Here is a 24,369-nt window from a genome sequence, read left to right on the forward strand (position 1 = left end):
GGGGGTCAGGGGGTGCCGGAGGCGACGCCCATCTCGGACAGGGTGGCGTGGATGGCGGCGATGGCGGCGGTCATCTCCTCCGCGCCCAGCCGGCCGATGCAGCCGATGCGGAAGCTGTCGGCCACCGTCAGCTTGCCGGGATAGATGACGAAGCCGCGCTGGCGCAGCCTGTCGTAGAACTCGGCGAAGACGAAGGCCGGGTCGGCCGGCATGCGGAAGGTGACGATGATCGGGGCCTGCAGGTGGTCGGGCAGCAGCGTCTCGAAGCCCAGCGCCCGCATGCCCTCGATCAGGATGGCGGCGTTGGCGCGATAGCGGGCGCCCCGCCCCTCGACGCCGCCTTCCGCCTCATGCTCGTCCAGCGCTTGGGCGAAGGCGGCGACCACATGGGTGGGCGGGGTGAAGCGCCACTGCGCGTTCGCCTCGAAGCCGCGCCACTGGTCGTGCAGGTCGAGCGACAGGGAGTGGGCGTTGCCCTTGGCGGTTTCCAGCGCATCGCGGCGGGCGATGACGAAGCCCATGCCCGGCACCCCCTCCAGGCACTTGTTGGAGGATGCGGCGACCGCCGCGGCGCCCAGCGCCACCATGTCGAGCGGCAGCGCGCCGAAGGCGCTCATGGCGTCGATCAGCAGGGCGCGGCCACGCGACCGGACGATCTCGGCCACCGCCTCGATGGGGTTGAGGATGCCGGAGGTGGTTTCGCAGTGGACGGCGGCGACATGGGTGATCGCCGGATCGGCGTCCAGCGCGTCGGCGAGCGCGGCGGGCGACACCGGCCGGTCCTCCGCCGTTTCCAGCGCGGTGACGGAGCGGCCGGCCACCTCGGCGATGCGGACCATGCGGGTGCCGTAGGCGCCGTTGACCAGCACCAGCAGCCGGCTGTCGCGCGGCACCAGCGTGCCGATCATCGCCTCCACTGCGAAGGTGCCGGAGCCCTGGACCGGAACCGCGACATGGCTGTCGGCGCTGCCGCCGGCCAGACGCACCAGCCGGTCGCGGATGCCGGCATTCAGCGCGATGAAGCGGCCGTCCCGCGATCCCCAGTCGCGCAGCATCGCCTGCTTGACGGTGGCGGAGGTGGTCAGCGGGCCCGGGGTCAGCAGATAGGGCACAGGGTCGGACATCTGGGAAAATCCCGAAGGGAAGAAGGGAGCCGTAACGGACGGAATGGCCCCATGACGCCGGTTCGCCTATCATAAATCCAATCCATTCGACCTATGGGTCCATAGATGAAATCAATGAACTTCGCGCAGCTTCGCGCCTTCCATGCAGTGGCGACGGAGGGGGGATTCACCAAGGCCGCCCGCCTGCTGAACGTGACGCAGCCCACCTGTTCGCAGGAGGTAAAGGCGCTGGAGGAGACCTATGGCGTCACACTGTTCGACCGCGGCAATCGTCAGGTGGTGCTGACGGAGGTCGGCACGGCGCTGTTCGCCGTCACCCGCCGCCTGTTCGCGGCGGAGCAGGAGGCGATGGAACTGCTGGCCGGGGTCCGGCATCTGGATGGCGGCACGCTGGCGGTGGGGGCCGACGGGCCGTTCCACGCGGTGCCGCTGATCGCCCGCTTCACCCGCGCCCATCCGGGACCGACGGTGACGCTGGCGGTCGGCAACTCGCGGACCATGCTGGAAGGGCTGATGGAGACGCGGATCGACGTGGCGGTGCTGGCCGACGTGCCGGGGGACTCACGGCTCTATGTGCTGCCGCTGCGCCGCGACCCGGTGCGGGTGCTGCTGCCGAAGGCCCATCCGCTGGCGCGGCGCCGGGCGGTGGCGCTGACCGATCTGGCGGCGGAACGGCTGGTAATGAGGGAGCCGGGATCGATGACCCGCCGGCTGATCGAACGGGCGCTGGCGGCGGCGGAGGTCACGCCCGCAGCATTCATCGAGATTCAAAGCCGCGAGGCGGTGGTGGAGGCGGTGGCGGCGGGGCTTGGCATCGGCTTCACCTCCGCCGCCGAATTCACCGGCGACGGGCGGCTGGTCCTGCTGCCCATCGCCGGGGCCGAGATCGAAATGGACGAATATGTGGTCTGCCTGCGCGAACGCCGCCGGCTGGCGGTGGTGCGGGCGTTCCTGGATCTGGCCCGGGAAGGAGTTTGAGGGTGCAGTTTCGCTTGAGTTAGATTACCTTCGCGGTAATATCCTCCCAGGGATCAACCTTGGGTAATTTTTTGAAATGAAAGCTGCAGCTTTTTACATCCTCATGTTTTTCCGGCCGATTCTGAAGATATCTCTGAGAATAATCGGTGGAATATGCATGTTTGGATTTCTAGCCACTCTGGTTATCGGCGGATTTAGCGACGTAAAAATTCCCATATGGGTGTCTCTATTTTACTTCCTGATCTCTTTTGGCGCATTTCTTGCGGGCTGGTTTTACGATAACCTGCTTCTCAAGCTCAATCCGGAATCGAATATTCTGATTCTTCAAAGGTGATCGAGCGCAGAAAAAGCGTAGCGTGCACTATCTTCGCCGCCACGCCTGCGTCCGCCGCTGCAGCGCCCAGGACAGCAGGGCGTGCAGCGCCCGGACCACGGCGGAGGTGAGGACGATCATCATCGCCATGGCGGCGGCCCCCGCCACCTCGCCGGCGTCGTCCATGTTCAGCACGGCGACCGACGCCGGCTTGGTGTCCGGCGAATAGAGGAAGACGACCGCCGACACCGTGGTCATGGCGTTGACGAAGAAGTAGATGGCGATGTCGAGGATGGCCGGCAGGCACAAGGGCACCGTCACCCGCAGGAAGGTGGACCAGACCGGCACCTTCAGGCTGGCCGACACCGCTTCGAACTCGGCATCCAGCTGCTTCAGGGCGGTGACGGCGGTCAAATGGCTGACGGTGTAGAAATGCGCCACCGTCGCCAGCACCAGGATCGCCATGCCGTGATAGAGCCAGCCCAGCGGGTTCCACGGCGCGTTGAAGAAGAAGATGTAGGCAAGCCCCAGAACCATGCCCGGCACCGCCAGCGGCAGGATCGCCATCAGTCGCACCGTGCCCTTCATCACCGCGCGCCCCGGCGCCCGTTCCACCAACCAGGCGCCGGTGAAGACGATGGCGGTACCGGCCAGCGCGGTCCAGAAGGCCAGGATCAGGCTGTTGGCGTAGCTGCTCCAGCCCGCTGCGTCCAACTCGGCGAAATCGTAGTTCGCCAGCGTCGGCGTCAGGTTGTAGGGCCAGAAGGTGACGATGGAGGCGAAACCAGCCACCCCCAGCAGCCCCAGCAGCAGGCCGCCGACCAGCGCGCAGAACAGGAAGGCCAGCCGGTCGCCGACCGGGTTCGGGCGCGGCTGGAACGGCACCGAGCGGGCGGACAGCAGCGCCACCTGCCGGCGCTGGCCGAACCAGTCAGCGACGAAGGCCAGCACCGCCGGCAGAAGCAGGACGATGCCCACCACCGCGCCCATGCCGAAATTCTGCAGGCCGACCACCTGCTTGTAGACGTCGGTCGCCAGCATGTTGGTGGAGCCGCCGATCACCTTGGGCACGCCGAAATCGGTGACCACCAGCGTGAACACCACGAAGACGGCGGAGATCAGGCCATAGCGAATGCCGGGCAGGGTGATGGTGACGAAGCGTTTCCACGCCCCGGCCCCCAGTGCCTCCGCCGCCTCGTAGAGCCGGGCGTCGGAGGTCGACAGCGCCACCGTCAGGATCATCACCGCATGCGGGAAGGCGTAGAAGACCTCGCCCATCACGATGCCGATGGGGCCGTAGATGCTCTCCCCCATCAGCAGGCCGCGCAGGATGCCCTTGTTGCCGAAGAGATAGACCAGCGCGATGGCCGGCAGCAGCGACGGCGCCAGCAGCGGGATCTGCGCCAGCAGCCGGAACACCCCTTTGCCCGCCATGGCGGTGCGGGTCAGGCAGAAGGCGTAGAGGAAGGCCAGCGTCACCGTGATGGCCGTGGTCAGCAGCGACAGCGTCAGGCTGTTGACCACCGACCGCACCAGCGTCGGCGTCTCCAGGAAAGCGGCGAAGTTGGCGAGCCCGACGAAGGCGCCGTCCCGATCATAAAGGCTGCGAAGGAACAGCGCGCACAGCGGCAGCAGGACGAACAGCGCCAGGAACAGCGCGATCCCGCCCATTCCCAGACCGAAAAGCCAGCGCTCGCCCCGCTCCACCGGCCGGCCGGTTTGGCGGGCGGCGAAAAAGGACGGCTTCAGCGCATTTGCCCTGAGCGCGCTCATCGCGTCGCCTCGAACACGCGCAGCCGCTCGCGCGGCAGGGTCACCGCCAGCCGGCGGCCGGGATCAAGCGACAGGTCGCGCACCAGATTGGCCGACAGGTCGGCGGTGACGCGGGCGTCGCCCAGCCCATCGGCGGCCAGCCGGGCGCGGTGGAAGGGGCCGAGGAATTCCAGGCTTTCGATCACCGCGTCGAGCGTGTTGGCGCCGCCGGCCGCGCGCACCTGCACATCCTCCGGCCGCAGGCAGACGGTGACGGCGGCACCGGGAGCCGTGGCGGACAGATGGTCGCCGTCGCAGTCGAAACCGTGCTCGCCCAGCCGCACCCGGCCCGGCGCCTCAAGCACGCCCGGCAGGAAATTCATCGCGCCCACGAAATCGGCGACGAAGGGGCTGGCCGGCCGGTGATAGACCTCGTTCGGCGCGCCGACCTGCTCGATCACACCGTTGTTCATCACCACGATGCGGTCGGCCATGGTCAGCGCCTCCTCCTGGTCGTGGGTGACCATGATGGTGGTGATGCCCAGCCGGCGGTGCAGGTCACGGATCTGGCGGCGCAGATGCAGCCGCACCCGTGCGTCGAGCGCCGACAAAGGCTCGTCCAGCAGAAGCAGGCCGGGGGAGGGCGCCAGCGCGCGGGCCAGCGCCACCCGCTGTTGCTGGCCGCCCGAAAGCTGGCCCGGGTATTTCGGTCCGGCGTCGGGCAGTCCGACCAGCGCCAGCAACTCCTCCACCCGCGCCCGTTCGGCGGCCCGGCCCAGCTTCAGGCCGTAGGCGACGTTCTTGTAGACGGTCAGGTTCGGGAACAGCGCGTAGGACTGGAAGACGATGCCGTAGTCGCGCGCCGAGGGCGGCAGGCGCGACACGTCGCGGTCCCCCAGCCACACCGTACCGCCGCTCTGCGGGTCAAGGCCGGCGATCACCCGCAACAGCGTGGTCTTGCCGCAGCCGGACGGCCCGAGGAAGCAGACGAACTCGCCGCGCCGGATGTCGAGCGACACGCCCTTCAGCGCGGTGAAGGCGCCGAATGTCTTGACGATGGAGTCCAGGCGGAGATGGGGCTTGGCGGCTGTCATTGGCGGCATGTCCCGGCGGGAAACGGAAAGGACGGGCGGGCGCGCATGGCACCCGCCCGCCGGCTCGATACGGGTCGGCTCGGCTTTTGCCGGCGTCAGCTCTTCGGTTCGGACTTGGCGCCGTAGCGCTTTTCCCAATCCGCCAGGATGCGGTCGCGGTTGGCGGCGGCCCAGGCGAAGTCGTTGATCTTGTTCATCGCCGCTTCCGCATTCTTCGGATAGTTCGGCGTCTCCTTGGTCACGCCCGGATGCGCCGTGACCTGATAGAAGTTCACATACTGCTCGTTCGCCTTGCGGCTGGCCGCCCAGTCGGCGAGCGCCTTCGCGGCCTCGACGTTGCGGGTGCCCTTGACGATGGCCGTCGCCTCCATCTCCCAGCCCACGCCTTCGGAGGCCAGGATCACGTCGATCGGCGCGCCCTTGGTCTTCTGCTGGGCGCCGGTGTATTCGATGGAGATGCCGATCGGGTATTCGCCGGCCGCCGCCATTTTGCAGGGCTTGGAACCCGAATGGGTGTAGAGCGCGACGTTGTCGTTCAGCTTGTCCATGTAGCCCCAGGCCTTGTCGCCGCCCATCGTCTGCAGCCAGCCCGACACGGCGAGGAAGCCGGTGCCCGACGAGGCCGGATTCGGCATGACGATCTGGCCCTTGTATTCCGGCTTCAGCAGGTCGGCCCAGGAGGTCGGCTTCGGCAGCTTCTTCTTCTCCGCCTCCACCGTGTTGAAGCAGATGGCGGCCATCCAGGCATCCATGCCGACCCAGGCCGGCGGGGACTTGGCGTCGCGGAAGCTCGGCTTCAACGCGTCGACACCCTTGGGCTGGTAGGGCATCAGCATGCCCTGGGCGTCCAGGATCATCAGGCTGGAGGCGGCGAGGCCCCACACCGCGTCGGCCTTGGGATTGTCCTTCTCGGCCAGCAGCTTGGCGGTGACGACGCCGGTGGAATCGCGCACCCAGTCGATCTCGATGCCGGGATTGTCGGCCTCGAACGCCTTCTTGTAGGGGGTGAGCTGTTCGTTCTCCAGCGCCGTGTAGACGGTCAGGCGGGTGGCGGCCCCGGCCGGGGAGGCGGTCGGAACGGCGGCCAGCAGCGCCAATGCGCAAGTGCCCAGCAGAATGGTGCGGCGGATCATCATGGTGCTCCCGTGGTCCAAAGGGCGGAGTGAAAGGGCGTCCTGGAACAGCCTGTCGGCCGTAGAGGCCGGCCTGTCTGTCGCCGCCGCCCCGGCACGGGAAATTTCTCTACGCCGAAGCCGCCGGTTACTCCCGTTAAGCTTTGGTGACTCGAGCGCCGCCCGGATCTCGGCCCGGAGCTCCGCCGGGATCGCCGGTTCCGGAAAAACCGGAACCCGAGGCAACGCGGGCGGGCTGCCGTTGTTTCATGAGCTGAACTTATAGGCTCTATCGCAAATCGGGGGCTAATCGTCCGGCCGGCGCGACCCAGCTTGTGGGGATGCGCGTTGGTGGAAGCGAAGCGGGGCGCCCCTTGCGCGCTGCCGACGGGCATGGCTTTGACGACAGGAGGGAAGCACGCGATGCACCAGTCCGGCGACCTGGACGTTACACGGCGCGGAGTCCTGATGGGAACCGCGGCGACGATCGCGCTGACGGCGGGAAGCTTCCCGGTGCCGGCCGAAGCGGCAATCGGCGACGCCGCCCCGCAGCAGACGCTGACCCCCGTCACCTCGACCGTGTCCTTCACGGTGAATGGCCGCAGCCATGACCTGACGCTGGACACGCGGACCACCCTGCTCGACGCGTTGCGCGAGCAGTTGCATGTGACCGGCCCGAAGAAGGGCTGCGACCACGGGCAGTGCGGCGCCTGCACCGTGCTGGTCGAGGGGCGGCGGATCAATTCCTGCCTGTCGCTGGCGGTGATGCACCAGGGCGACAGCATCACGACTATCGAGGGGCTGGGCATGCCCGACCGCATGCATCCGATGCAGGCCGCCTTCGTGAAGCATGACGGCTATCAGTGCGGCTATTGCACCCCCGGCCAGATCTGCTCGGCCGTCGCCGTTCTGAAGGAGATCGAGGCCGGCATCCCCAGCCATGTCAGCGCCGACCTGATGGCGGCGCCGAGGCTGACCGCCGACGAACTGCGCGAGCGGATGAGCGGCAACATCTGCCGCTGCGGCGCCTATTCCAACATCGTCGATGCGATCACCGAGGTCGCCGGGAGGGAAGCATGAGGCCCTTCAGCTACGAACGCGCCAGCACCCCGGCCGAAGCCGCGGCGGCCGCGGTCCGCACCCCCGGCGCCAAGTTCATTGCCGGCGGCACCAACCTGCTCGATCTGATGAAGCTGGAGATCGAAACGCCGGTCCATCTGATCGACGTCAACGGCCTGTCGCTGGACAAGGTGGAGCCGACCGCGGACGGGGCCTTGCGCATCGGCGCACTGGTGCGCAACACCGACCTCGCCGCCGACGAACGGGTGCGGCGCGACTATGGGGTGCTGTCGCGGGCGCTGCTCGCCGGGGCTTCGGGCCAGCTGCGCAACAAGGCGACCACCGCGGGCAACCTGCTTCAGCGCACCCGCTGCCCCTATTTCTACGACACGGCGCAGCCCTGCAACAAGCGCCGGCCCGGCAGCGGATGCGCCGCCATCGGCGGCTTCAGCCGCCAGTTGGCGGTGATCGGCGGCAGCGAGGCCTGCATCGCCACCCATCCCAGCGATATGGCGGTTGCCATGCGCGTGCTGGACGCGACGGTGGAGACGGTGCGGCCGGACGGCGCCGCCCGCAGCATCCCGATCGCCGACTTCCACCGTCTGCCCGGCGACACGCCGCATATCGAGACGGCGCTGGAACCCGGCGAACTGATCACCGCGGTGACTCTGCCGCGGCCGGCCGGCGGCACGCATCTCTATCGCAAGGTGCGCGACCGCGCCTCCTACGCTTTCGCGCTGGTCGCGGTTGCGGCGGTCGTCCAGCCGGATGGCAGCGGACGGGTGGCGCTGGGCGGCGTCGCGCACAAGCCGTGGCGTGTCGAGGCGGCCGAGGCCGAAATGCCCAAGGGGGCCAAGGCCGTTACCGCGCAACTGCTGGCCGGCGCCAAGCCGACGCCGGAGAACGCCTTCAAGCTGCCGCTGGTCGAGCGAACGCTCGGCTCCGTCCTGGCCGAAGCGAAAGGCTGAGCCATGAAGTTCGACACCCCCGCGACCACCAACCCGATCGACCAGCTGAAAATTATCGGCAAGCCGACCAGCCGCATCGACGGGCCGCTGAAGACCACGGGAACGGCCCCCTATGCCTATGAGCGCCACGACGTGGTGCCGGATCAGGTCTACGGCTATGTCGTCGGCGCCGGCATCGCCAAGGGGCGCATCGCGTCCCTGTCGGTGGAGGAGGCGAAGGCCGCGCCCGGCGTGCTGGCCGTCGTCACCCATGAGACGGCGGGCAAGCTCGGCAAGGGCAAGCGCAACGCCGCCCCGCTTCTGGGTGGTCCGGAAATCGCCCATTACCATCAGGCCGTGGCGCTGGTCGTCGCCGAGACCTTCGAGCAGGCGCGCGCCGCGGCCAACCTTGTCCGGATCGAGTACCGGAAGACCGACGGCGCCTTCGATCTCGCCCGCGCCAAGGACGCCATGGGCGATGCGGCCGAGCACAAGAAGGAGGACTCCGTCGTCGGCGACTTCGCCGGGGCCTTCGCTTCGGCGCCGGTCAAGCTGGACGAGACCTACAGCACGCCCGACGAGACCCACGCGATGATGGAACCCCATGCCAGCATCGCCGCCTGGCAGGGCGACCGGCTGACGGTGTGGACCTCCAACCAGATGATCGACTGGGCGGCGACCGACCTGGCCGAGACGCTGGGGATGCCGAAGGAGAAGGTCCGCGTGATCTCTCCCTTCGTCGGCGGCGGTTTCGGCGGCAAGCTGTTCCTGCGGGCCGACACGCTGCTGGCGGCGCTGGGCGCGCGGGCGGCCGGACAGCCGGTCAAGGTGGCGCTGCCGCGGCCGATGATGGCGAACAACACCACCCACCGGCCGGCGACGATCCAGCGCGTCCGCATCGGTGCCACCGCGGACGGCAAGATCACCGCCATCGCCCATGAAAGCTGGTCCGGCAACCTGCCCGACGGCAAGCCGGAGACCGCGACCGACCAGACCCGCCTGCTCTATGCCGGGGCCAACCGGCTGACCGGGACGCGGCTGGCCCATCTCGACCTGCCGGAAGGCAATGCCATGCGGGCGCCGGGCGAAGCGCCGGGCCTGATGGTGCTGGAAATCGCCATGGACGAAATGGCGGAGCGGCTGAAGCTCGATCCCGTCGAGTTCCGCATCCTCAACGACACCCAGGTCGACCCCGAAAAGCCGGAGCGCCCCTTCTCCCAGCGCCAGCTTGTGCAATGCCTGCGCACCGGTGCCGAGCGCTTCGGCTGGAACAAGCGCAGCGCCGAGCCGGCGCGGGTGCGCGACGGGCGCTGGCTGGTCGGCATCGGCATGGCTGCGGCCTTCCGCAACAACCTGCTGACCAAATCGGCGGCGCGGGTGCGGCTGGACAAGCGGGGCGTGGTGACGGTCGAAACCGACATGACCGACATCGGCACCGGCAGCTATACCATCATCGCCCAGACCGCGGCGGAGATGATGGGCGTCGGGCTGGACCGGGTGGTGGTGCGGCTGGGCGATTCCAGCTTTCCGGTGTCGGCCGGGTCGGGCGGGCAGTGGGGCGCCAACAACTCCACCGCCGGCGTCTATGCCGCCTGCGTGAAGCTGCGGGAGGCGGTGGCGCAGAAGCTGGGCTTCAATTCGGCCGACGCGCGGTTCGCGGATGGGCAGGTGCTGTCCGGCAACCGCCGCGTGCCGCTGGCGCAGGCGGCCGGCGATGGCGAGTTGTCGGTGGAGGACGGCATCGAATATGGCGACCTCGACAAGAAGGCCCAGCAATCGACCTTCGGCGCGCATTTCGTCGAGGTCGGCGTCGATGCCGCGACGGCGGAAATCCGCGTGCGGCGCATGCTGGCCGTCTGCGCGGCGGGCCGCATCCTGAACCCGCTGTCGGCGCGCAGCCAGGTGATCGGGGCCATGACCATGGGGGTGGGTGCCGCCCTGATGGAGGAGCTGGCGGTGGACACCCGCGGCGGCTTCTTCGTGAACCACGACCTTGCCGCCTACGAGGTGCCGGTCCATGCCGACATCCCGCACCAGGAGGTGGTCTTCCTGGACGAAACCGACCCGATGTCGTCGCCGATGAAGGCGAAGGGTGTCGGCGAACTGGGCCTGTGCGGCGTCGGTGCCGCCATCGCCAACGCCGTCTACAACGCCACCGGCGTGCGCGTGCGCGATTACCCCGTCACGCTGGACAAGCTGATCGACCGCATGCCGCCGATCGGCTAGCCCTACGCGGTCAGTCGCCCGCGGCGGGCGTCCCCAGGGAGGACAGATACTGCTCCTCCCACCGGCGGCAGGCGTCGAGTTCGCCGAACAGCCATTGGCGGAACAGCCGGATCTTCGGCAGGTCGGCGGTCGATTTCAGCGTGACGAAACCATGTCCCTGCGCCCGCAGGCCGCGGGTGGGGAAGGGGACGACCAGCCGGCCGGACTGAAGCTCCTGCCGGGCGAGCAGCAGGCTGTCCAGGCACACCCCCATCCCGTCGGCCGCCGCGCTGATCGCCATGAAGGAGCGGTCGAAGCGCAGGCCGCGATCCATGTCCAGCTGCACGCCGCGATGTCTGCGCGCCCAGTCGCGCCAGCCCACGATGTTGACCTCGGAATGGATCAGGATGTGTCGGCTGAGATCCTTCGGCTCGCGGATCGGGATCAGTCCGTTCGCCAGCGCCGGCGAGCACATCGGCACGATGACGTCCTCCGGGAACTGCTCCAGCACGCAGCCGGCCGGCGGCGGGCCAGGGTTGTAGCGGATGTCCACGTCCACCGCGCCCGTCGTCAGGTCGATTGGCGAGACCGAGGCCTGCAGCCGGATGTCGATGGCGGGGTGCAGCGCCTTCACCCGGTTCAGCCGCGGCATCAGCCATTGGGTGGCGAAGCTGGGCATCGAGCGGACGGTGAGGATCTCGGTGCCGCTGCTCGACGTGGTGACGTTGCGGATGGCGGTCTCCATCCGGGCGAAGGCGCCGATGATCTCGGTGGCGAAGCTGCGCCCGGCGTCGGTCAACGCGACCGAGCGGTGAACACGATGGAACAGCGGCAAGCCAAGCTGTTCCTCCAGGATTTTCACCTGATGGCTGATCGCCGAGGGCGTCAGTCCGAGATCCTCCGCCGCAGTCGCGAAGGATCCGAGCCGCGCGGCAGCCTCGAACGCCTGCAAAGCCTTGATTGAGACCCGTTTCCGCATTGCGCCATTCACATGAATTCGGCTCATCAATGCGCGATCTTATTCGTTTGTCGAATTCATCTCAAGATCATAGGATCACATCAATCATCGGCTGAACGAATCATCTGTCAGCCAGAGCGAAATCACCACAACCGAGCGAAACCGACGCTCCGTCGCGGCATCCACCGGGCCGCCACGGCGGAGCCTGCTTCGACAAAAGGGAGCGAGCATGCTGCTGTCCAACAAGGTCTGCGTGATCACCGGCGCCGCGTCGCGCCGCGGCATCGGCCGGGCGACCGCGAGGCTTTTCGCGCTGCATGGCGGGCGCGCGATCATCCTGGACCTCGACGCCGGGCAGGCTGCCGAAGCCGCCGCCGAACTGGGCGAGGCGCATCGCGGCCTGGCCTGCGACGTGACCGACCGCGACGCCTGCTTCGCCGCCGCGAACCGCGTGGTCGAGGAGTTCGGCCGCATCGACGTGCTGGTCAACAATGCCGGCATCACCCAGCCGCTGAAGTTCATGGACATCGGCCCGAAGAACTACGAGGCGGTGACCGACGTCAGCCTGCGCGGCACGCTGTACATGAGCCAGGCAGTCGTCCCGCACATGCGGGAGCGCAAGTCCGGCTCCATCGTCTGCATCTCGTCCGTCTCGGCGCAGCGCGGCGGCGGCATCTTCGGCGGCCCGCACTACAGCGCGGCCAAGGCCGGCGTTCTGGGCCTCGCCAAGGCGATGGCGCGCGAACTGGGGCCGGACAACGTCCGCGTCAATTCGGTGACGCCGGGCCTGATCCAGACCGACATCACCGGCGGCAAGCTGACCGACGAGCTGCGGGCGGAGATCCTGAAGGGCATCCCGCTGAACCGCCTGGGCGATGCCGAGGATGTGGCCCGCTCCTGCCTGTTCCTGGCTTCGGAGCTGTCCTCCTACATCACCGGCGCCACGCTCGACGTCAACGGCGGCATGCTGATCCACTGATCCCGAAATGCTGGAGACACCTCCCGTGGACACCGCACTCGACACCACCCCGCTGGGGCACAATGTGCCGCTGGCCGAACGTGCCTACCGCATCCGCCGCAACGCCCTTCTGATGGGCGAGGTGCAGGGGCAGGGCTACATCGGCCAGGCGCTCGACATCGCCGACGTTCTGGCGGTCTCCTATTTCCACGCCATGAAGTACCGGCCCGAGGACCCGCATTGGGAGGAGCGCGACCGCTTCCTGCTGTCCAACGGCCATTACGCCATCGCGCTCTACGCAGCATTGATCGAGGCCGGCATCGTCCCGGCGGAAGAGCTGGAGACCTACGGCAGCGACGACAGCCGCCTGCCGATGTCGGGCATGGCCAGCTACACGCCGGGCATGGAGATGTCGGGCGGCTCGCTCGGCCTCGGCCTCGGCATCGCGGTCGGCATCGGGCTGGGCCTGAAGCGCAAGAACTCCGCTGCCCGTGTCTACACGCTGTTCTCGGACGGCGAACTGGACGAGGGCTCGGTGTGGGAAGCCATCATGTCGGCCGCCCATTACAAGCTCGACAACATGATCGCCATCGTCGACGTCAACAACCAGCAGGCCGACGGCCCCTCCACCCAGGTGATGGCGTTCGAGCCGCTGGTGGACAAGCTGGAAGCCTTCGGCTGGTTCGTCCAGCGCATCGACGGCAACGACATGGACGCGGTGGTCGCCGCCTTCGACGCCGCCAAGTCGCACCCCGAGGCCAAGCCGCGGATGATCGTCTGCGACACCAAGATGGGCAAGGGCGTGCCCTTCCTCGAAGCCCGCGAAAAGAACCACTTCATCCGCGTCGACGCGCACGAATGGCAGCTGGCGCTTGACGCGCTCGACGCCGGGAGGACCGCATGAGCACCGCTGCCAACACCACCGCCGCCAAGCCGCGCCTGAAGACCTCCGCCATGATTGCCTCGATCGCGGCGGAGGGGCAGCGGACCAAGCCGGCCCCCTTCGGCCATACGCTGGTCGAGCTGGCGAAGCAGCGGCCGGAGATTGTCGGCATGACCGCCGATCTCGCCAAATACACCGACCTGCACATCTTCGCCCAGGCCTATCCCGACCGCTTCTATCAGATGGGAATGGCCGAACAGCTGCTGATGGGCGCGGCGTCGGGCATGGCGCATGAGGGCATGATGCCCTTCGTCACCACCTACGCCGTCTTCGCCTCGCGCCGGGCCTACGACTTCGTCCACCAGACGATCGCGGAGGAGAACCGCAACGTCAAGATCGCCTGCGCCCTGCCGGGGCTGACCTCCGGCTATGGTCCCAGCCACCAGGCGGCCGAGGATCTGGCGCTGTTCCGCGCCATGCCGAACATGGTGGTGATCGATCCCTGCGACGCGCACGAGATCGAGCAGGTGGTGCCGGCCATGGCCGCGCACAACGGCCCGGTCTACATGCGGCTGCTGCGCGGCAACGTCCCGCTGGTGCTGGACGAGTACGACTACAAGTTCGAACTCGGCAAGGCCAAGCTGCTGCGCGACGGCGCCGAGGTGCTGGTCATCTCGTCCGGCATCATGACGATGCGGGCGCTGGAGGTGGCGCAGCGGCTGGAGGCCGACAAGGTCGGCGTCGCCGTGCTGCACGTCCCCACCATCAAGCCGCTCGACACCGAGACCATCCTGCGCGAAGCGGCACGCACCGGCCGCATGGTGGTGGTGGCGGAAAACCACACCGTCATCGGCGGGCTGGGCGAGGCGGTGGCCGGCACCCTGCTGCGCGGCGGCGTCGCCCCGGTCTTCCGCCAGATCGGCCTGCCCGACGAGTTCCTGAAGGCCGGCGCCCTGCCGACCCTGCACGACCTCTACGGCATCTCCACCGAAGCCATGGCGGCGAGCATCAAGGGCTGGCTCTAAGACGGCCGGCCATCCGACCCGATCAACCAACAAACGTCTGTTGGGCAAACGCCCATAGGGCAAACGTCCATAGGGAGAGGAATCCGATGAAGAAGCTGCTCTTGTCGCTGATGGTGGGCACCGCCCTGGTCGCGTCGCCTGCCGCCTGGGCCCAGCAGGTCCTGCGTCTGGCCCACAACGCGGCCCCCGGCAACCCGAAGGCGGAAGCCTCGCTGAAATTCGCGGAACTCGTCGCCCAGAAGACGGACGGACGGGTGAAGATCGAGGTCGGCGGCAGCGCCCAGTACGGCGACGACGTGGAGGCGCTGACCAGCATGCGTCTCGGCACGCTGGCCTTCAGCGCCAACTCGCAGGGCACCACTTCGGGCGTCGTGCCGGACTATGCCGTGCTGGGCCTGCCCTTCCTGTTCCAATCGCTGCCGCAGGCCTGGAAGGTGCTGGACGGCCCGGTGGCGAAGAAGCTGGACGATGCGTCGAAGACCAAGGGGCTGGTGCTGCTGGCGATGTGGGACAACGGGATCCGCCATGTCTCCAACAACGTCCGCCCGATCGCCAAGCCGGAGGATCTGGCCGGCGTCAAGGTCCGCACCCCGCCGGACCCGATGACCGTGGACATCTTCAAGGCGCTGGGCGCCAACCCGACGCCGCTGGCCTTCTCCGAACTCTACATCGCGCTCCAGCAGGGCGTGGTCGACGGGCAGGAGAACCCGCTGATGAACATCCACTCCTCCAAGCTCTTCGAGGTGCAGAAGTTCATCTCGCTGACCGGCCACAAGTATGAGGCGACCCCGCTGCTGGCCAGCAAGATGGTGTTCGACACCCTGTCGAAGGCCGACCAGAAGGCGGTGCTGGACGCGGCGGCGGAGGCCGGCAAGCTGAACCGCGAAATGTCCGCCAAGGCCGACAAGGAACTGCGGTCGAAGATGGAAGACGCGGGCGTGAAGTTCAACACGGTCGACCCGGCCCCCTTCGTCGCCAAGACCAAGTCCGTCTACGACAAGTGGGAGAAGCAGTTCCCCGAACTGGTGTCGCTGGTCCGCAAGGAAGCGGCGGCCGGGGCCGCGCCGTGATGACGGTGTCCCACGACCGGGAGCATGTGGTGGCGGGACTTCCCGCCACCCTTCTCCAGGCGGCCGACGGCGCGATTTCCGTCGCCTCCGCCGCCGTGTCGATCCTGTCGCTGGTCGTGCTGTTCCTGTCGCTGGGGGCCGAGGTCGTCGTCCGCTACCTGACCACCCAGGGCATGGGCTGGCCGTCGGAGCTGCCGAACCTGCTGTTCCCCTGGCTGGTGATGGGCGGCGTGGTGCTGGCGGCGCAGAAGGGCGCGCACATCTCGGTCACGCTGCTGCTGGACATGCTTCCGCGCACCGCCGCCCGGGCGCTGCTGCTGGCGATGCAGGTGGTGGTGGCGGCGACCTTCTTCTATCTCGCCTACATCGGCCTCGCCGTCATCGAGATCACCGGCAGCGAAATCTATCCGGTGACGGGCGTCAGCGCCCGCTGGGCCTACCTGTCGCTGATCGCGGGATTCGTCGGGGTGGGGCTGACCGCCGTCACCACCTTCCTGCGCCTTCTGATCGCCGAGGATCCGCGGTCCGTCCGCGCCCATGTGTCGGAGGAAGAGATATGACCGCCATGATGGTCGCCGTCTTCGGCCTTCTCCTGCTTCTCTCGTTCCCCGTCGGCTACGCGCTGGTCATCAGTTCGGGCGCCGCCGTCATGACGCTGGGCTCCGTTCCCACCGTCATCTCCGTCATCAAGCTGTTCCAGCCGACCCAGAGCTTCCCGCTGCTGGCCATGCCCTTCTTCATCCTGTCCGGTGCGCTGATGATGAGCGGCACGCTGGGCCAGAAGCTGGTGCGTTTCGCCGCGGCACTGGTCGGGCGCTATCCCGGCGGGCTGGCGCAGGTCACCGTCGTCGGCTCCACCATCTTCGGCGGCGTGTCCGGCTCCGCCGTGGCGGAGGCGTCGGCACTGGGCTCCATGCTGATCCCCTGGCAGAAGCGCGAAGGCTATCCCGCCGCCTTCGGCGCGGCGGCCACCGCCTCCTCGTCGGTGATCGCGGGCCTGATCCCGCCGTCGATCCCGCTGATCCTCTATGCCGCGGTGTCGAACGCCTCCATCGCCTCGCTGTTCCTCGCCGGCATCCTGCCGGGGCTGATGCTGGCCGCCGGCATGATGATCGTCTGCTATGTCAGCGGCCGCATGCGCAACTTCCCCCTGCTGAAGAGCGAGGGCGGGCTGCGGGCGCTTGGGATGGCGACCGTCGCGGCGCTGCCGGCGCTGCTGATGCCGGCCTTCATCCTGGTCCTGCTGCGCTTCGGCATCGCCACCCCGACCGAAGTCAGCGTCATCGCCGTCGCCTATGCCCTGCTGGTCAGCGTGCTGATCTACCGCGACCTGACGGTGAAGCGGATCTACGCCGCGCTGCTGGGCACGGTCGTGACCACGGGCGTCGTCATGCTGGTCATCGCCGCCTCCAACCTCGTCGGCTATGTGCTGATCACCGAAGCCATCCCGAACGCGGTGGCCGGCTATGCCGAGAGCGTGCTGAAGGAGCCGTGGCTGATCATCCTGGCGATGAACCTGATCATGCTGGTGGTCGGCATGTTCCTCGACCTGCCGGCGGCGATCCTGCTGCTGGGTCCCACCTTCGTCGCGGTCGGCGGCGCCATCGGCATGGACCCGATCCAGCTGGGCATCATGATGGCCGTCAATCTCAGCATCGGCCTGTTCACCCCGCCCATCGGCACCACCCTGTTCATCTCCGCCGCCATCTCCCGCGAGCCAATCGGCGCCATCGTGCGCGAGCTGTGGCCCTTCTATCTGGTGGCGCTGATCGTGCTGGGGCTGGTGTCCTACATACCGGCGACGATCCTGTACTGACCCGGCGGCACCTCGATCCAAGGCCCAATCCAAGGATGTTCAAGCGATGACGACAGTCGGTTTCATCGGCCTCGGTTCCATGGGCATGCCCATGGCGCACAATCTGCTGGCGAAGGGCTTCGAAGTTCAGGGCTTCGACGTGCGGGCCGAGAGTGTCCGGACGCTGGAGACCGCGGGCGGGAAGGGCGTCTCAAGCGCTGCTGCTGCGGCTGTGGATGCGGACGCGCTGGTGCTGATGGTGGTGAACGCCGCCCAGGCCGACGCCGCCCTCTTCGCCGATGGCGCGCTGGAGGCCCTTCCGGCCGGCGCGGCGGTGATCCTGATGGCGACCTGTCCGCCGGGCGCGGTGGCCGCCCTGGCGGAGCGGGTGGAGGCGGCCGGGCGCCGCTTCGTCGACGCCCCCGTCTCCGGCGGGGTGGTGGGGGCCGTGGCGGGCACGCTGTCGATCATGGCGGCGGCCCCCGCGGCGACGGTGGAGCGGGTCCGCCCGGTCCTGGCCGCCATGGGCGACAAGGTCTTCCACGTCGGCGAGAAGCCGGGGCAGGGCGCCACGGTGAAGACCGTCAACCAGCTGCTGTGCGGCGTCCACATCGCGGTGGTGGCGGAGGCCTTCGCGCTGGCCGCCAAGGTCGGCGTGGATCTGAAGGTCCTGCTGGAGATCATGAGCGGGTCTTCCGCCTCCAGCTGGATGCTGAAGGACCGCGGGCCGCGCATGCTGGAGGCGGAGCCGGACATCACCAGCGCCGTCGACATCTTCGTCAAGGATCTCGGCATCGTGCTGGAGGCCGGGCGCGACGCCAAGGCCGCCCTGCCGCTGGCCGCCGTCGCCCACCAGATGTTCCTGGCGACCTCCGGCCGCGGTGAAGGGGCGATGGACGACAGCCAGGTGATCCGCAGCTACCACGCGGTCAACGGCACGCCCTTGCCGCGCTGAGAAATGGTCCGGGAGCCTCCCTCAGGCTCCCGGCACCACCCAGGGCCGGGCCGCGCCGTCGGTCCGGTCGAAGGCGTCGATGGCATCCTGATGGCGCAGGGTCAGCGCCACGTCGTCCAGGCCCTCGACAAGGCATTCCTTCTTGAAGGGGTCGATGGCGAAGGACAGCGCCCGCCCGTCCGGATCGGTCAGGGTCTGGGCCGGCAGATCGACCGTGACGGATGCGCCCGGCGCCTCCTGCAGCTGGCGGCGCAGCGTCGCCACCGCATCCTCCGGCAGGGTGATGGTCAGCAGGCCGTTCTTGGCGGCGTTGGCGGCGAAGATGTCGCCGAAGTTCGGTGCGACGACGCAGCGGAACCCGCCATCCACCAGCGCATAGACCGCCCCCTCGCGCGACGAGCCGCAGCCGAAATTGCGGTCGCTCACTAGGACGCGGGCACCGGCATAGGCGGGGTCGTCCAGCGGGAAGCCCGGCTTGCGCTCGTCATGGAACAGGAAGTTGCCGTAGCCGGCGCTGCGCGGCTTCTTCAGGAAGCGGGCGGGCAGCAGCTGGTCGGTGTCGATGTTGGCGATGTCGAGCGGCACCGCCGGCGCGGTCAGCGTGACGAAGGGTTCCATTCTACGACGCTCCCAGCTTGCGGACATCGAGCTTGCGGACATCGGTGAGGCGCCCCGTGGCGGCGGCTGCGGCGGCCATCGCCGGGCTCATCAGGTGCGTGCGGGCGTTCGGCCCCTGGCGGCCGGGGAAGTTGCGGTTGGTGGTGGAGGCGCAGCGTTCCCCCGCCGGAACGAGGTCGCCGTTGATGCCCACGCACATGGAGCAGCCGGGCTCCCCCCATTCCAAACCGGCGTCGATGAACACGCGGTGCAGCCCCTCCGCCTCCGCCTGCCGACGCACCGGGACCGAGCCCGGAACCACCAGCCCCGGCACCACGGCGCGGCGGCCGCGCAGCACCTCGGCGGCGGCGCGCAGATCCTCCAGCCGGGCGTTGGTGCAGGAGCCGATGAAGACGCGGTCGATGGGCACATCCTCCAGCGCCATGCCGGGAGCGAGGCCCATGTAGTCCAGCATCTTGCGCATCTGGCCGGCGCGCACCGGATCGGCCTCTGCACCGGGATCGGGCACCTCCGCGGTCACCGGAACCGCGGTTTCGGGGCTGGTGCCCCAGGTCACCGCCGGGGCGATGTCGGCGGCGTCCAGCGTCACCTCGCGGTCGAAGACGGCGCCGTCATCGCTGGGCAGGGTCCGCCAATGCTCCACCGCGCGGTCGAACAGCGCGCCCTTGGGGGCGTAATGCCGCCCCTCGATCCAGGAGAAGGTGGTGTCGTCGGGGGCGATCATGCCGGCCCGCGCCCCGGCCTCGATGGACATGTTGCAGACGGTCAGCCGGCCTTCCATCGACAGGGCGCGGATGGCGCTGCCGGCATATTCGATGACGTGGCCGGCGGCTCCGTCGGCGCCGATGGCGGCGATCACCGCCAGGATCAGGTCCTTGGCCGTCACGTGCGGCCCCAGCACCCCGTCCACGGTGATGCGCATCGTCCTGGGACGGCGCTGCCACAGGGTCTGGGTCGCCAGCACATGCGACACCTCGGTGGCGCCGATGCCGAAGGCCAGCGCGCCGAAAGCCCCGTGGGTGGAGGTGTGGCTGTCGCCGCAGACGATGGTCAAGCCGGGCAGGGTCAGCCCCTGTTCCGGCGCCAGCACATGGACGATGCCCTGCGCCGGGTCGTGCAGGCCGAAATGACGCAGGCCGTGGCGGCCGGCATTCGCCTCCAGCATCGTCACCATGTTGGAGATCTCGGGATCGGCGATGGGCCTGGACCGGCTGTGCGACGGCACGTAATGGTCGGCGACGGCGAAAGTCAGTTCCGGCCGGCGCACCTTGCGGCCGGCATGGTCGATCATGCCGAAGGCGTGGAAGGAGCCCTCGTGCAGGAAATGACGGTCGATGGCGAGCAGGGCCTGACCGTCCGGCCGGGTCGCCACGACATGGGCGTCCCAGACCTTCTCGAACAGGCTGCGTGGCTGCGATGTCATTGGCTGGTTTCCTCCCTTACGGCACTTGCAGCGGCGTTTCCGGCGATGCGCCCCAGCGCCACCGCGGTCAGCAGGCCATTGCCGGACAGATAGCCGGACGCCTTGGATCCCGACACGCCGCAGGCGGCCCCGCCGGCGGCATAGAGGTTGGGCAGCGGCATCCCCTGTCCGTCGATAACACGGGCATCGTCATCGACGACCAGCCCGCCCTGGGTGTGGAACAGGGCACCGGTGACACGAACCGCGCGGTAGGGCGGGACCAGCGGGGCCGAACCGGTGAAGTCGCGGCCGAAAGCGTCGGTTCCGCTCTCCGCCTTCAGCCGGTCGATCTCGACGAGCGTGTCCGTCAGAGCGTCCGCGTCGATCTTCATCTGCCGGGCAAGCTCGGCGGGGGTGTCGGCGCTCAGCACCGCGCCCATCGCCTCGGCCTGCCGGAAATCCTCGAACTGGCGGGCGATGCCGGCGATGCGCTCGTCGAACACCGTCCAGGCGATGCCGTCCGGCTGGCGCAGCACGACGGCGGCCTGTTCCGAATAGCCCTGCGCCTCGTTTGAGAAGCGCTGGCCCTCCGCATTCACCTGCACGCCGCCCTCGGTGATCGTCGCCCAGGTGACGAGGATGCCGGCGGGGTGGGCGACGGAGCCATGGCCCTGGTGCCCCGACAGGTGCCGGGTGGCGGCGCCCAGCGCCTCGCCCCACAGCAGCGCGTCGCCCTGGTTACCGGGGTGGCCGAAATAGAGCGCGTCGGCCAATTCCGGCACATGCCGCTCGACCAGCGCCCTGTTGCCGCCATAGCCGTTGCAGGCGAGGATCAACGCGCCGCAGCCGACCCGCTCGACGCTGCCGTCGGGGCGGGTGATCTCGACGCCACGGACCAGAGGTCCATCGGCATGGAGCGCGGTGACATGCGCCTCGCACAGCACGTCGATGCCGGCGGCCTCCACCGCACCGCGCAGGCGGTCGATCAGCTCCGCCCCCGACCGGCTGGGCAGCCCGTGCATGCGCCGGGCGCTGTGTCCGGGATAGCTGAAATTGTCCACGACCGAGAAGGGCAGGCCGTAGCGGTCGGCGAGCCATTCCAGTGCGGGCCCGACCGCCTGGGTGACGCGGGCGACTTCGGCCGGGTCGGGTTCTCCCTTCGCCTTGGCGATGATGTCGGCGGCGAAGCGCTCCGGGCTGTCCTCGATCGCGGCGTCGCGCTGCCAGCGGGTGCCCGGCGCCGGGATCAGCCCGGCCGACAGGGCGGTGGAGCCCTGGGGCAGCGCATCGCGCTCCAGCACCAGCACGCCGGCGCCCTGCTCATGCGCGGCCAGCGCTGCGACCATGCCGGCCGCTCCGCCGCCGATCACGACGACGGGGACGGTGAACTCGAACTCCACGCCGTCGGCGGGCAGGATGCGGCTCATGAGCTTGCCACCTCCTCCAGCATCGTTGCGACGGTCGCCACCCGGGAGACCGGGCGCAACGCGGCAACGGAGACCTCATGCACCTCGCGGCTGAAGGCGGCGCAGCCGTCCTCCAGCAGAATGGTGTCGAACTCGCGGACATGGGCGTCGCGCACGGTCGAGGCGACGCCGCCGTTGGTGACGATGCCGCAGACCAGCAGCCGCTCCACCCCGCATTTCCGCAGCACCCATTCCAGCCGCGACATGTAGAAGGCGGAATAGGCGACCTTCTCCACCTCCACATCGACGGGCTGCAGCGCGTCGACGGTGCGGTGCCCCCAGCTGCCGGGCTGGAAATCGCCCTTCGCCAAGAAGGGGCGCAGCGATTTCAGATGCGGGGAGATCATCGGCTCGCTGCCGCGGCCGGGCACCAGCGTGAAGTTGGTGGAGATGATCCAGCCGCCGCGCGAGCGCAGCAAATCGGCCAGCGGCTTCACCCGCTCCGGCAGCGCCAGGATCTCCGGCGCCGTCTGCCCGGCGCGGCCATAGGCGCCGTCCGGGTGGATGAAGTCGTTCTGGAGGTCGCAGACCAGCAAGGCGGTCCGTTCGACAGGGATGGCGGTGCCGCTCATCGGGCGCTCCTTTCCACGATGACGTTGCCGAAGCCGTCGACGCGGGCGGACAGGTCGGGGTCGATCACGGTGGTGGCGTCCGGCTGCTCCAGGATCGCCGGCCCCTGGATCACCGCGCCGACCGGCAGGTCGAGGCGGTTGTAGACGGCGGTCTCATGCCACGCCCCGTCGAACCACACCGGCCGCGACCCGGCATGGGCGCCCTCCACCGTCGTCCCGGCCGCCGGTGCGAGCGCGGAGAGGTCGAAATGCGGACGGCGGCCGATGGCGGCGGTGCGCAGGTTGACGATCTTGGCCCCCACCCCCGGCAGAAGCCGGCTGAAGGAGGCCTGATAGGCGCGCTCGAAGGCGGCGCGGATGGTCGCCTCGTCGATGCCTGTGGTGCCATTCTCGACCGACACCGGCAGCGGCACGGCGACCGTGTGGGTCTGGCCGATGTAGTGCATGTCCAGTTCGAAGACGAGGTCGATGCGCTCGACGCTGAGCCCGGCGGACTCCACCACGGCGCGGGCGGCTCCGGCTTCCTCCACCATGCGGCGGTCGAGCGACCCGGCATCGATGCCCGCCAGCGGCAGGTTGACCGTCTGCACCTGATCGTGGCGGATGTCGGCGATGACGCAGCCGAGCGCCGAGGTCACGCCGGGGAAGCGCGGCACCAGCGCCGCCTTCAGCCCAACCTCCTTGATCAGCGCGCCGACATGCAGCGCCCCGCCGCCGCCGAAGGGCACGGCGGCGAACTTGGCCGGGTCATGGCCGCGCTCGATGGAGACGAGGCGGATGGCGCCGGCCATCTTGCTGTTGGCGATGCGCACCACCGCTTCCGCCGCCGCCATGACGTCGAGGCCGAGCGGCTCGGCGACATGGGTGGCGATGGCCGTGCGGGCGGTATCGACGTCCAGCCGCGCCAGCTTGCCGCCGATGGGACGCTCCGCGTTGATGCGGCCGAGCAGCACGTTGGCGTCGGTCAGCGTCGGACGGGTGTTGCCCTGGCCGTAGCAGACCGGCCCCGGCCGCGAACCGGCGCTTTCCGGCCCGACCTGCAGCATGCCGCCGGGATCGACCCCGGCGATGGAGCCGCCGCCGGCGCCGATGGTGGTGATCTCGATCATCGGCGTGCGGACGACCAGACCGAAATCGATGGTGGTCTGGGCGGCCAGCATGGTCTGCCCCTCCACCACCAGCGACACGTCGAAGCTGGTGCCGCCGAGATCGCCGGTGATGACGTTGGGGAAGCCCGCCGCCTTCGAGATCGCCGCCGCGGCGATGACGCCCGCCGCCGGCCCCGACAGGGCGGTGCGCACCGGCAGACGCCGGGCGGTGTCGGTGGACATCACGCCGCCGTTGGACTGCACGATGTGGAATCGTCCGCCGAAGCCCTCCCCCGCCAGCGCGTTGTCGAGCTTGGCGAGATAGCTGCCGACCACCGGCTGGAGATAGGCGTTCAGCGCGGTGGTGGAGGTGCGCTCGAACTCGCGGATTTCCGGCAGGATGCGCGACGAGCATTCGAGATTGGCGTTCGGCCAGACTTCGCGCGCCGCCTCCAGCGCCGCCAACTCGTTGGCCGGGTTGGCGTAAGCGTTGATGAAGACGATGGCGAGCGCCTCCGCACCCTGCTCGGCCAGCCGGCGGGCGCAAGCGCGGACCTCCTCCGGGTCGATTTCGCTGCGGATCGTGCCGTCGGCCAGCGTGCGCTCCGCCACCTCCATCCGCATGTCGCGGTCGACCACGGGGACGAAATCGCCCCACAGGCCCCAGGTGTGGCGACGGTCGCGGCGACGCATTTCCAGAACGTCGCGGAAGCCGGCGGTGGTGATCAGTCCGACCTTGGCGCCCTTGCGCTCCAGCAGCGCGTTGGTGCCGACGGTGGTGCCGTGGACGATGGAGCCCAGCTCGGCGACCGGGCCGAAGCTCTGCAGCCCGGCGAGGAAGCCGACAGCCTCGTCGCCGCGGTTGGAGGGGACCTTGGCGGTGCGGAAGCTGCCGCGCGCCTCGTCGTAATGGAACAGGTCGGTGAAGGTGCCGCCGACATCGACGCCGACGATTGCACCCTTGGGGGCACCCTTGGAGATACCGTTGCTCATGG

At 68.8% G+C, this 24,369-nt stretch carries 20 protein-coding genes and 1 pseudogene; 11 read left to right on the forward strand and 10 right to left on the reverse strand.

Going from position 1 to position 24,369, the window contains the following annotated elements; translation table 11 throughout:
- Positions 1 to 5 precede the first annotated feature (5 nt).
- On the reverse strand, positions 6 to 1,124 hold the full coding sequence (locus ACWPKK_RS14035; RefSeq protein WP_452005062.1) for a 2-aminoethylphosphonate--pyruvate transaminase: 1,119 nt from the start codon (positions 1,122 to 1,124) through the stop codon (positions 6 to 8).
- 105 nt (positions 1,125 to 1,229) lie between these two features.
- Between ACWPKK_RS14035 and ACWPKK_RS14040 the strand changes: the two genes are divergently transcribed.
- Complete coding sequence (locus ACWPKK_RS14040) at positions 1,230 to 2,102, forward strand: LysR substrate-binding domain-containing protein (protein WP_452005065.1); 873 nt, start codon at positions 1,230 to 1,232, stop codon at positions 2,100 to 2,102.
- A 361-nt stretch (positions 2,103 to 2,463) separates the two neighbouring features.
- Here the strand turns inward: ACWPKK_RS14040 and ACWPKK_RS14045 are convergent, their stop codons facing one another.
- The 3 genes from ACWPKK_RS14045 to ACWPKK_RS14055 form a co-directional block, all read right to left on the reverse strand.
- Complete coding sequence (locus tag ACWPKK_RS14045) at positions 2,464 to 4,188, reverse strand: putative 2-aminoethylphosphonate ABC transporter permease subunit (protein ID WP_452005067.1); 1,725 nt, start codon at positions 4,186 to 4,188, stop codon at positions 2,464 to 2,466.
- Complete coding sequence (locus tag ACWPKK_RS14050) at positions 4,185 to 5,261, reverse strand: putative 2-aminoethylphosphonate ABC transporter ATP-binding protein (protein WP_452005070.1); 1,077 nt, start codon at positions 5,259 to 5,261, stop codon at positions 4,185 to 4,187. The genes ACWPKK_RS14045 and ACWPKK_RS14050 overlap by 4 nt, the downstream gene beginning before the upstream one ends.
- Positions 5,262 to 5,356: 95 nt before the next feature.
- The gene (locus ACWPKK_RS14055) at positions 5,357 to 6,397 is read right to left on the reverse strand and encodes a putative 2-aminoethylphosphonate ABC transporter substrate-binding protein (RefSeq protein ID WP_452005073.1); all 1,041 of its coding nucleotides are present in this window, start codon (positions 6,395 to 6,397) and stop codon (positions 5,357 to 5,359) included.
- 399 nt (positions 6,398 to 6,796) lie between these two features.
- Between ACWPKK_RS14055 and paoA the strand changes: the two genes are divergently transcribed.
- The 3 genes from paoA to paoC are packed head-to-tail and all read left to right on the forward strand — an operon-like array spanning position 6,797 to position 10,605.
- A complete protein-coding gene (gene paoA, locus ACWPKK_RS14060; RefSeq protein ID WP_452005075.1) occupies positions 6,797 to 7,453 on the forward strand; it encodes an aldehyde dehydrogenase iron-sulfur subunit PaoA in 657 nt (218 codons plus the stop codon).
- Entirely contained in the window at positions 7,450 to 8,400 is a 951-nt protein-coding gene (locus ACWPKK_RS14065; protein WP_452005077.1) for an FAD binding domain-containing protein, read from the forward strand. Before paoA ends, ACWPKK_RS14065 begins: the two co-directional genes overlap by 4 nt.
- A 3-nt stretch (positions 8,401 to 8,403) precedes the next feature.
- A complete protein-coding gene (gene paoC / locus ACWPKK_RS14070; protein ID WP_452005079.1) occupies positions 8,404 to 10,605 on the forward strand; it encodes an aldehyde oxidoreductase molybdenum-binding subunit PaoC in 2,202 nt (733 codons plus the stop codon).
- A 10-nt stretch (positions 10,606 to 10,615) separates the two neighbouring features.
- On the opposite strand, the gene ACWPKK_RS14075 is transcribed toward paoC, so the two are convergent.
- On the reverse strand, positions 10,616 to 11,563 hold the full coding sequence (locus tag ACWPKK_RS14075; protein ID WP_452006641.1) for a LysR substrate-binding domain-containing protein: 948 nt from the start codon (positions 11,561 to 11,563) through the stop codon (positions 10,616 to 10,618).
- Between the two features lie 208 nt (positions 11,564 to 11,771).
- Here ACWPKK_RS14075 and ACWPKK_RS14080 point away from each other — a divergent pair, with 208 nt between their 5' ends.
- The 7 genes and pseudogenes from ACWPKK_RS14080 to ACWPKK_RS14110 form a co-directional block, all read left to right on the forward strand.
- Positions 11,772 to 12,521, forward strand: a complete 750-nt coding sequence (locus ACWPKK_RS14080; protein WP_149224772.1) for an SDR family NAD(P)-dependent oxidoreductase — start codon at positions 11,772 to 11,774, stop codon at positions 12,519 to 12,521.
- A gap of 7 nt (positions 12,522 to 12,528) precedes the next feature.
- Positions 12,529 to 13,404: a transketolase gene (locus ACWPKK_RS14085; protein WP_452005082.1), complete on the forward strand. Its 876-nt coding sequence runs from the start codon at positions 12,529 to 12,531 to the stop codon at positions 13,402 to 13,404.
- Positions 13,401 to 14,408: a transketolase family protein gene (locus tag ACWPKK_RS14090; RefSeq protein ID WP_452005085.1), complete on the forward strand. Its 1,008-nt coding sequence runs from the start codon at positions 13,401 to 13,403 to the stop codon at positions 14,406 to 14,408. The genes ACWPKK_RS14085 and ACWPKK_RS14090 overlap by 4 nt, the downstream gene beginning before the upstream one ends.
- A gap of 86 nt (positions 14,409 to 14,494) precedes the next feature.
- A complete protein-coding gene (locus tag ACWPKK_RS14095) occupies positions 14,495 to 15,478 on the forward strand; it encodes a TRAP transporter substrate-binding protein (RefSeq protein ID WP_452005087.1) in 984 nt (327 codons plus the stop codon).
- A complete protein-coding gene (locus tag ACWPKK_RS14100; protein WP_324871294.1) occupies positions 15,478 to 16,038 on the forward strand; it encodes a TRAP transporter small permease in 561 nt (186 codons plus the stop codon). The genes ACWPKK_RS14095 and ACWPKK_RS14100 overlap by 1 nt, the downstream gene beginning before the upstream one ends.
- A complete protein-coding gene (locus ACWPKK_RS14105; RefSeq protein ID WP_452005090.1) occupies positions 16,035 to 17,294 on the forward strand; it encodes a TRAP transporter large permease in 1,260 nt (419 codons plus the stop codon). Before ACWPKK_RS14100 ends, ACWPKK_RS14105 begins: the two co-directional genes overlap by 4 nt.
- A gap of 40 nt (positions 17,295 to 17,334) precedes the next feature.
- Positions 17,335 to 18,228 (forward strand): annotated as a pseudogene (locus ACWPKK_RS14110) (NAD(P)-dependent oxidoreductase); the annotation flags it as partial.
- Between the two features lie 21 nt (positions 18,229 to 18,249).
- Here ACWPKK_RS14110 and leuD read toward each other — a convergent pair.
- Genes leuD through ACWPKK_RS14135 form a run of 5 tightly spaced genes read right to left on the reverse strand, consistent with a single transcriptional unit; the run spans position 18,250 to position 24,367 of the window.
- Positions 18,250 to 18,846, reverse strand: coding sequence for a 3-isopropylmalate dehydratase small subunit (gene leuD, locus ACWPKK_RS14115; protein WP_452005093.1), 597 nt, complete (start codon positions 18,844 to 18,846; stop codon positions 18,250 to 18,252).
- Position 18,847: 1 nt separating this feature from the next.
- A complete protein-coding gene (gene leuC, locus ACWPKK_RS14120) occupies positions 18,848 to 20,269 on the reverse strand; it encodes a 3-isopropylmalate dehydratase large subunit (RefSeq protein ID WP_452005096.1) in 1,422 nt (473 codons plus the stop codon).
- Positions 20,266 to 21,675 (reverse strand): FAD-dependent oxidoreductase, encoded by a 1,410-nt coding sequence (locus ACWPKK_RS14125; RefSeq protein WP_452005098.1) that lies wholly within the window; start codon positions 21,673 to 21,675, stop codon positions 20,266 to 20,268. Before ACWPKK_RS14125 ends, leuC begins: the two co-directional genes overlap by 4 nt.
- Positions 21,672 to 22,286, reverse strand: a complete 615-nt coding sequence (locus ACWPKK_RS14130; RefSeq protein WP_452005101.1) for a cysteine hydrolase family protein — start codon at positions 22,284 to 22,286, stop codon at positions 21,672 to 21,674. The genes ACWPKK_RS14125 and ACWPKK_RS14130 overlap by 4 nt, the downstream gene beginning before the upstream one ends.
- Positions 22,283 to 24,367 (reverse strand): hydantoinase/oxoprolinase family protein, encoded by a 2,085-nt coding sequence (locus tag ACWPKK_RS14135; protein WP_452005103.1) that lies wholly within the window; start codon positions 24,365 to 24,367, stop codon positions 22,283 to 22,285. Before ACWPKK_RS14135 ends, ACWPKK_RS14130 begins: the two co-directional genes overlap by 4 nt.
- Positions 24,368 to 24,369 lie beyond the last annotated feature (2 nt).

It is taken from the genome of Azospirillum largimobile (genome assembly GCF_977007025.2).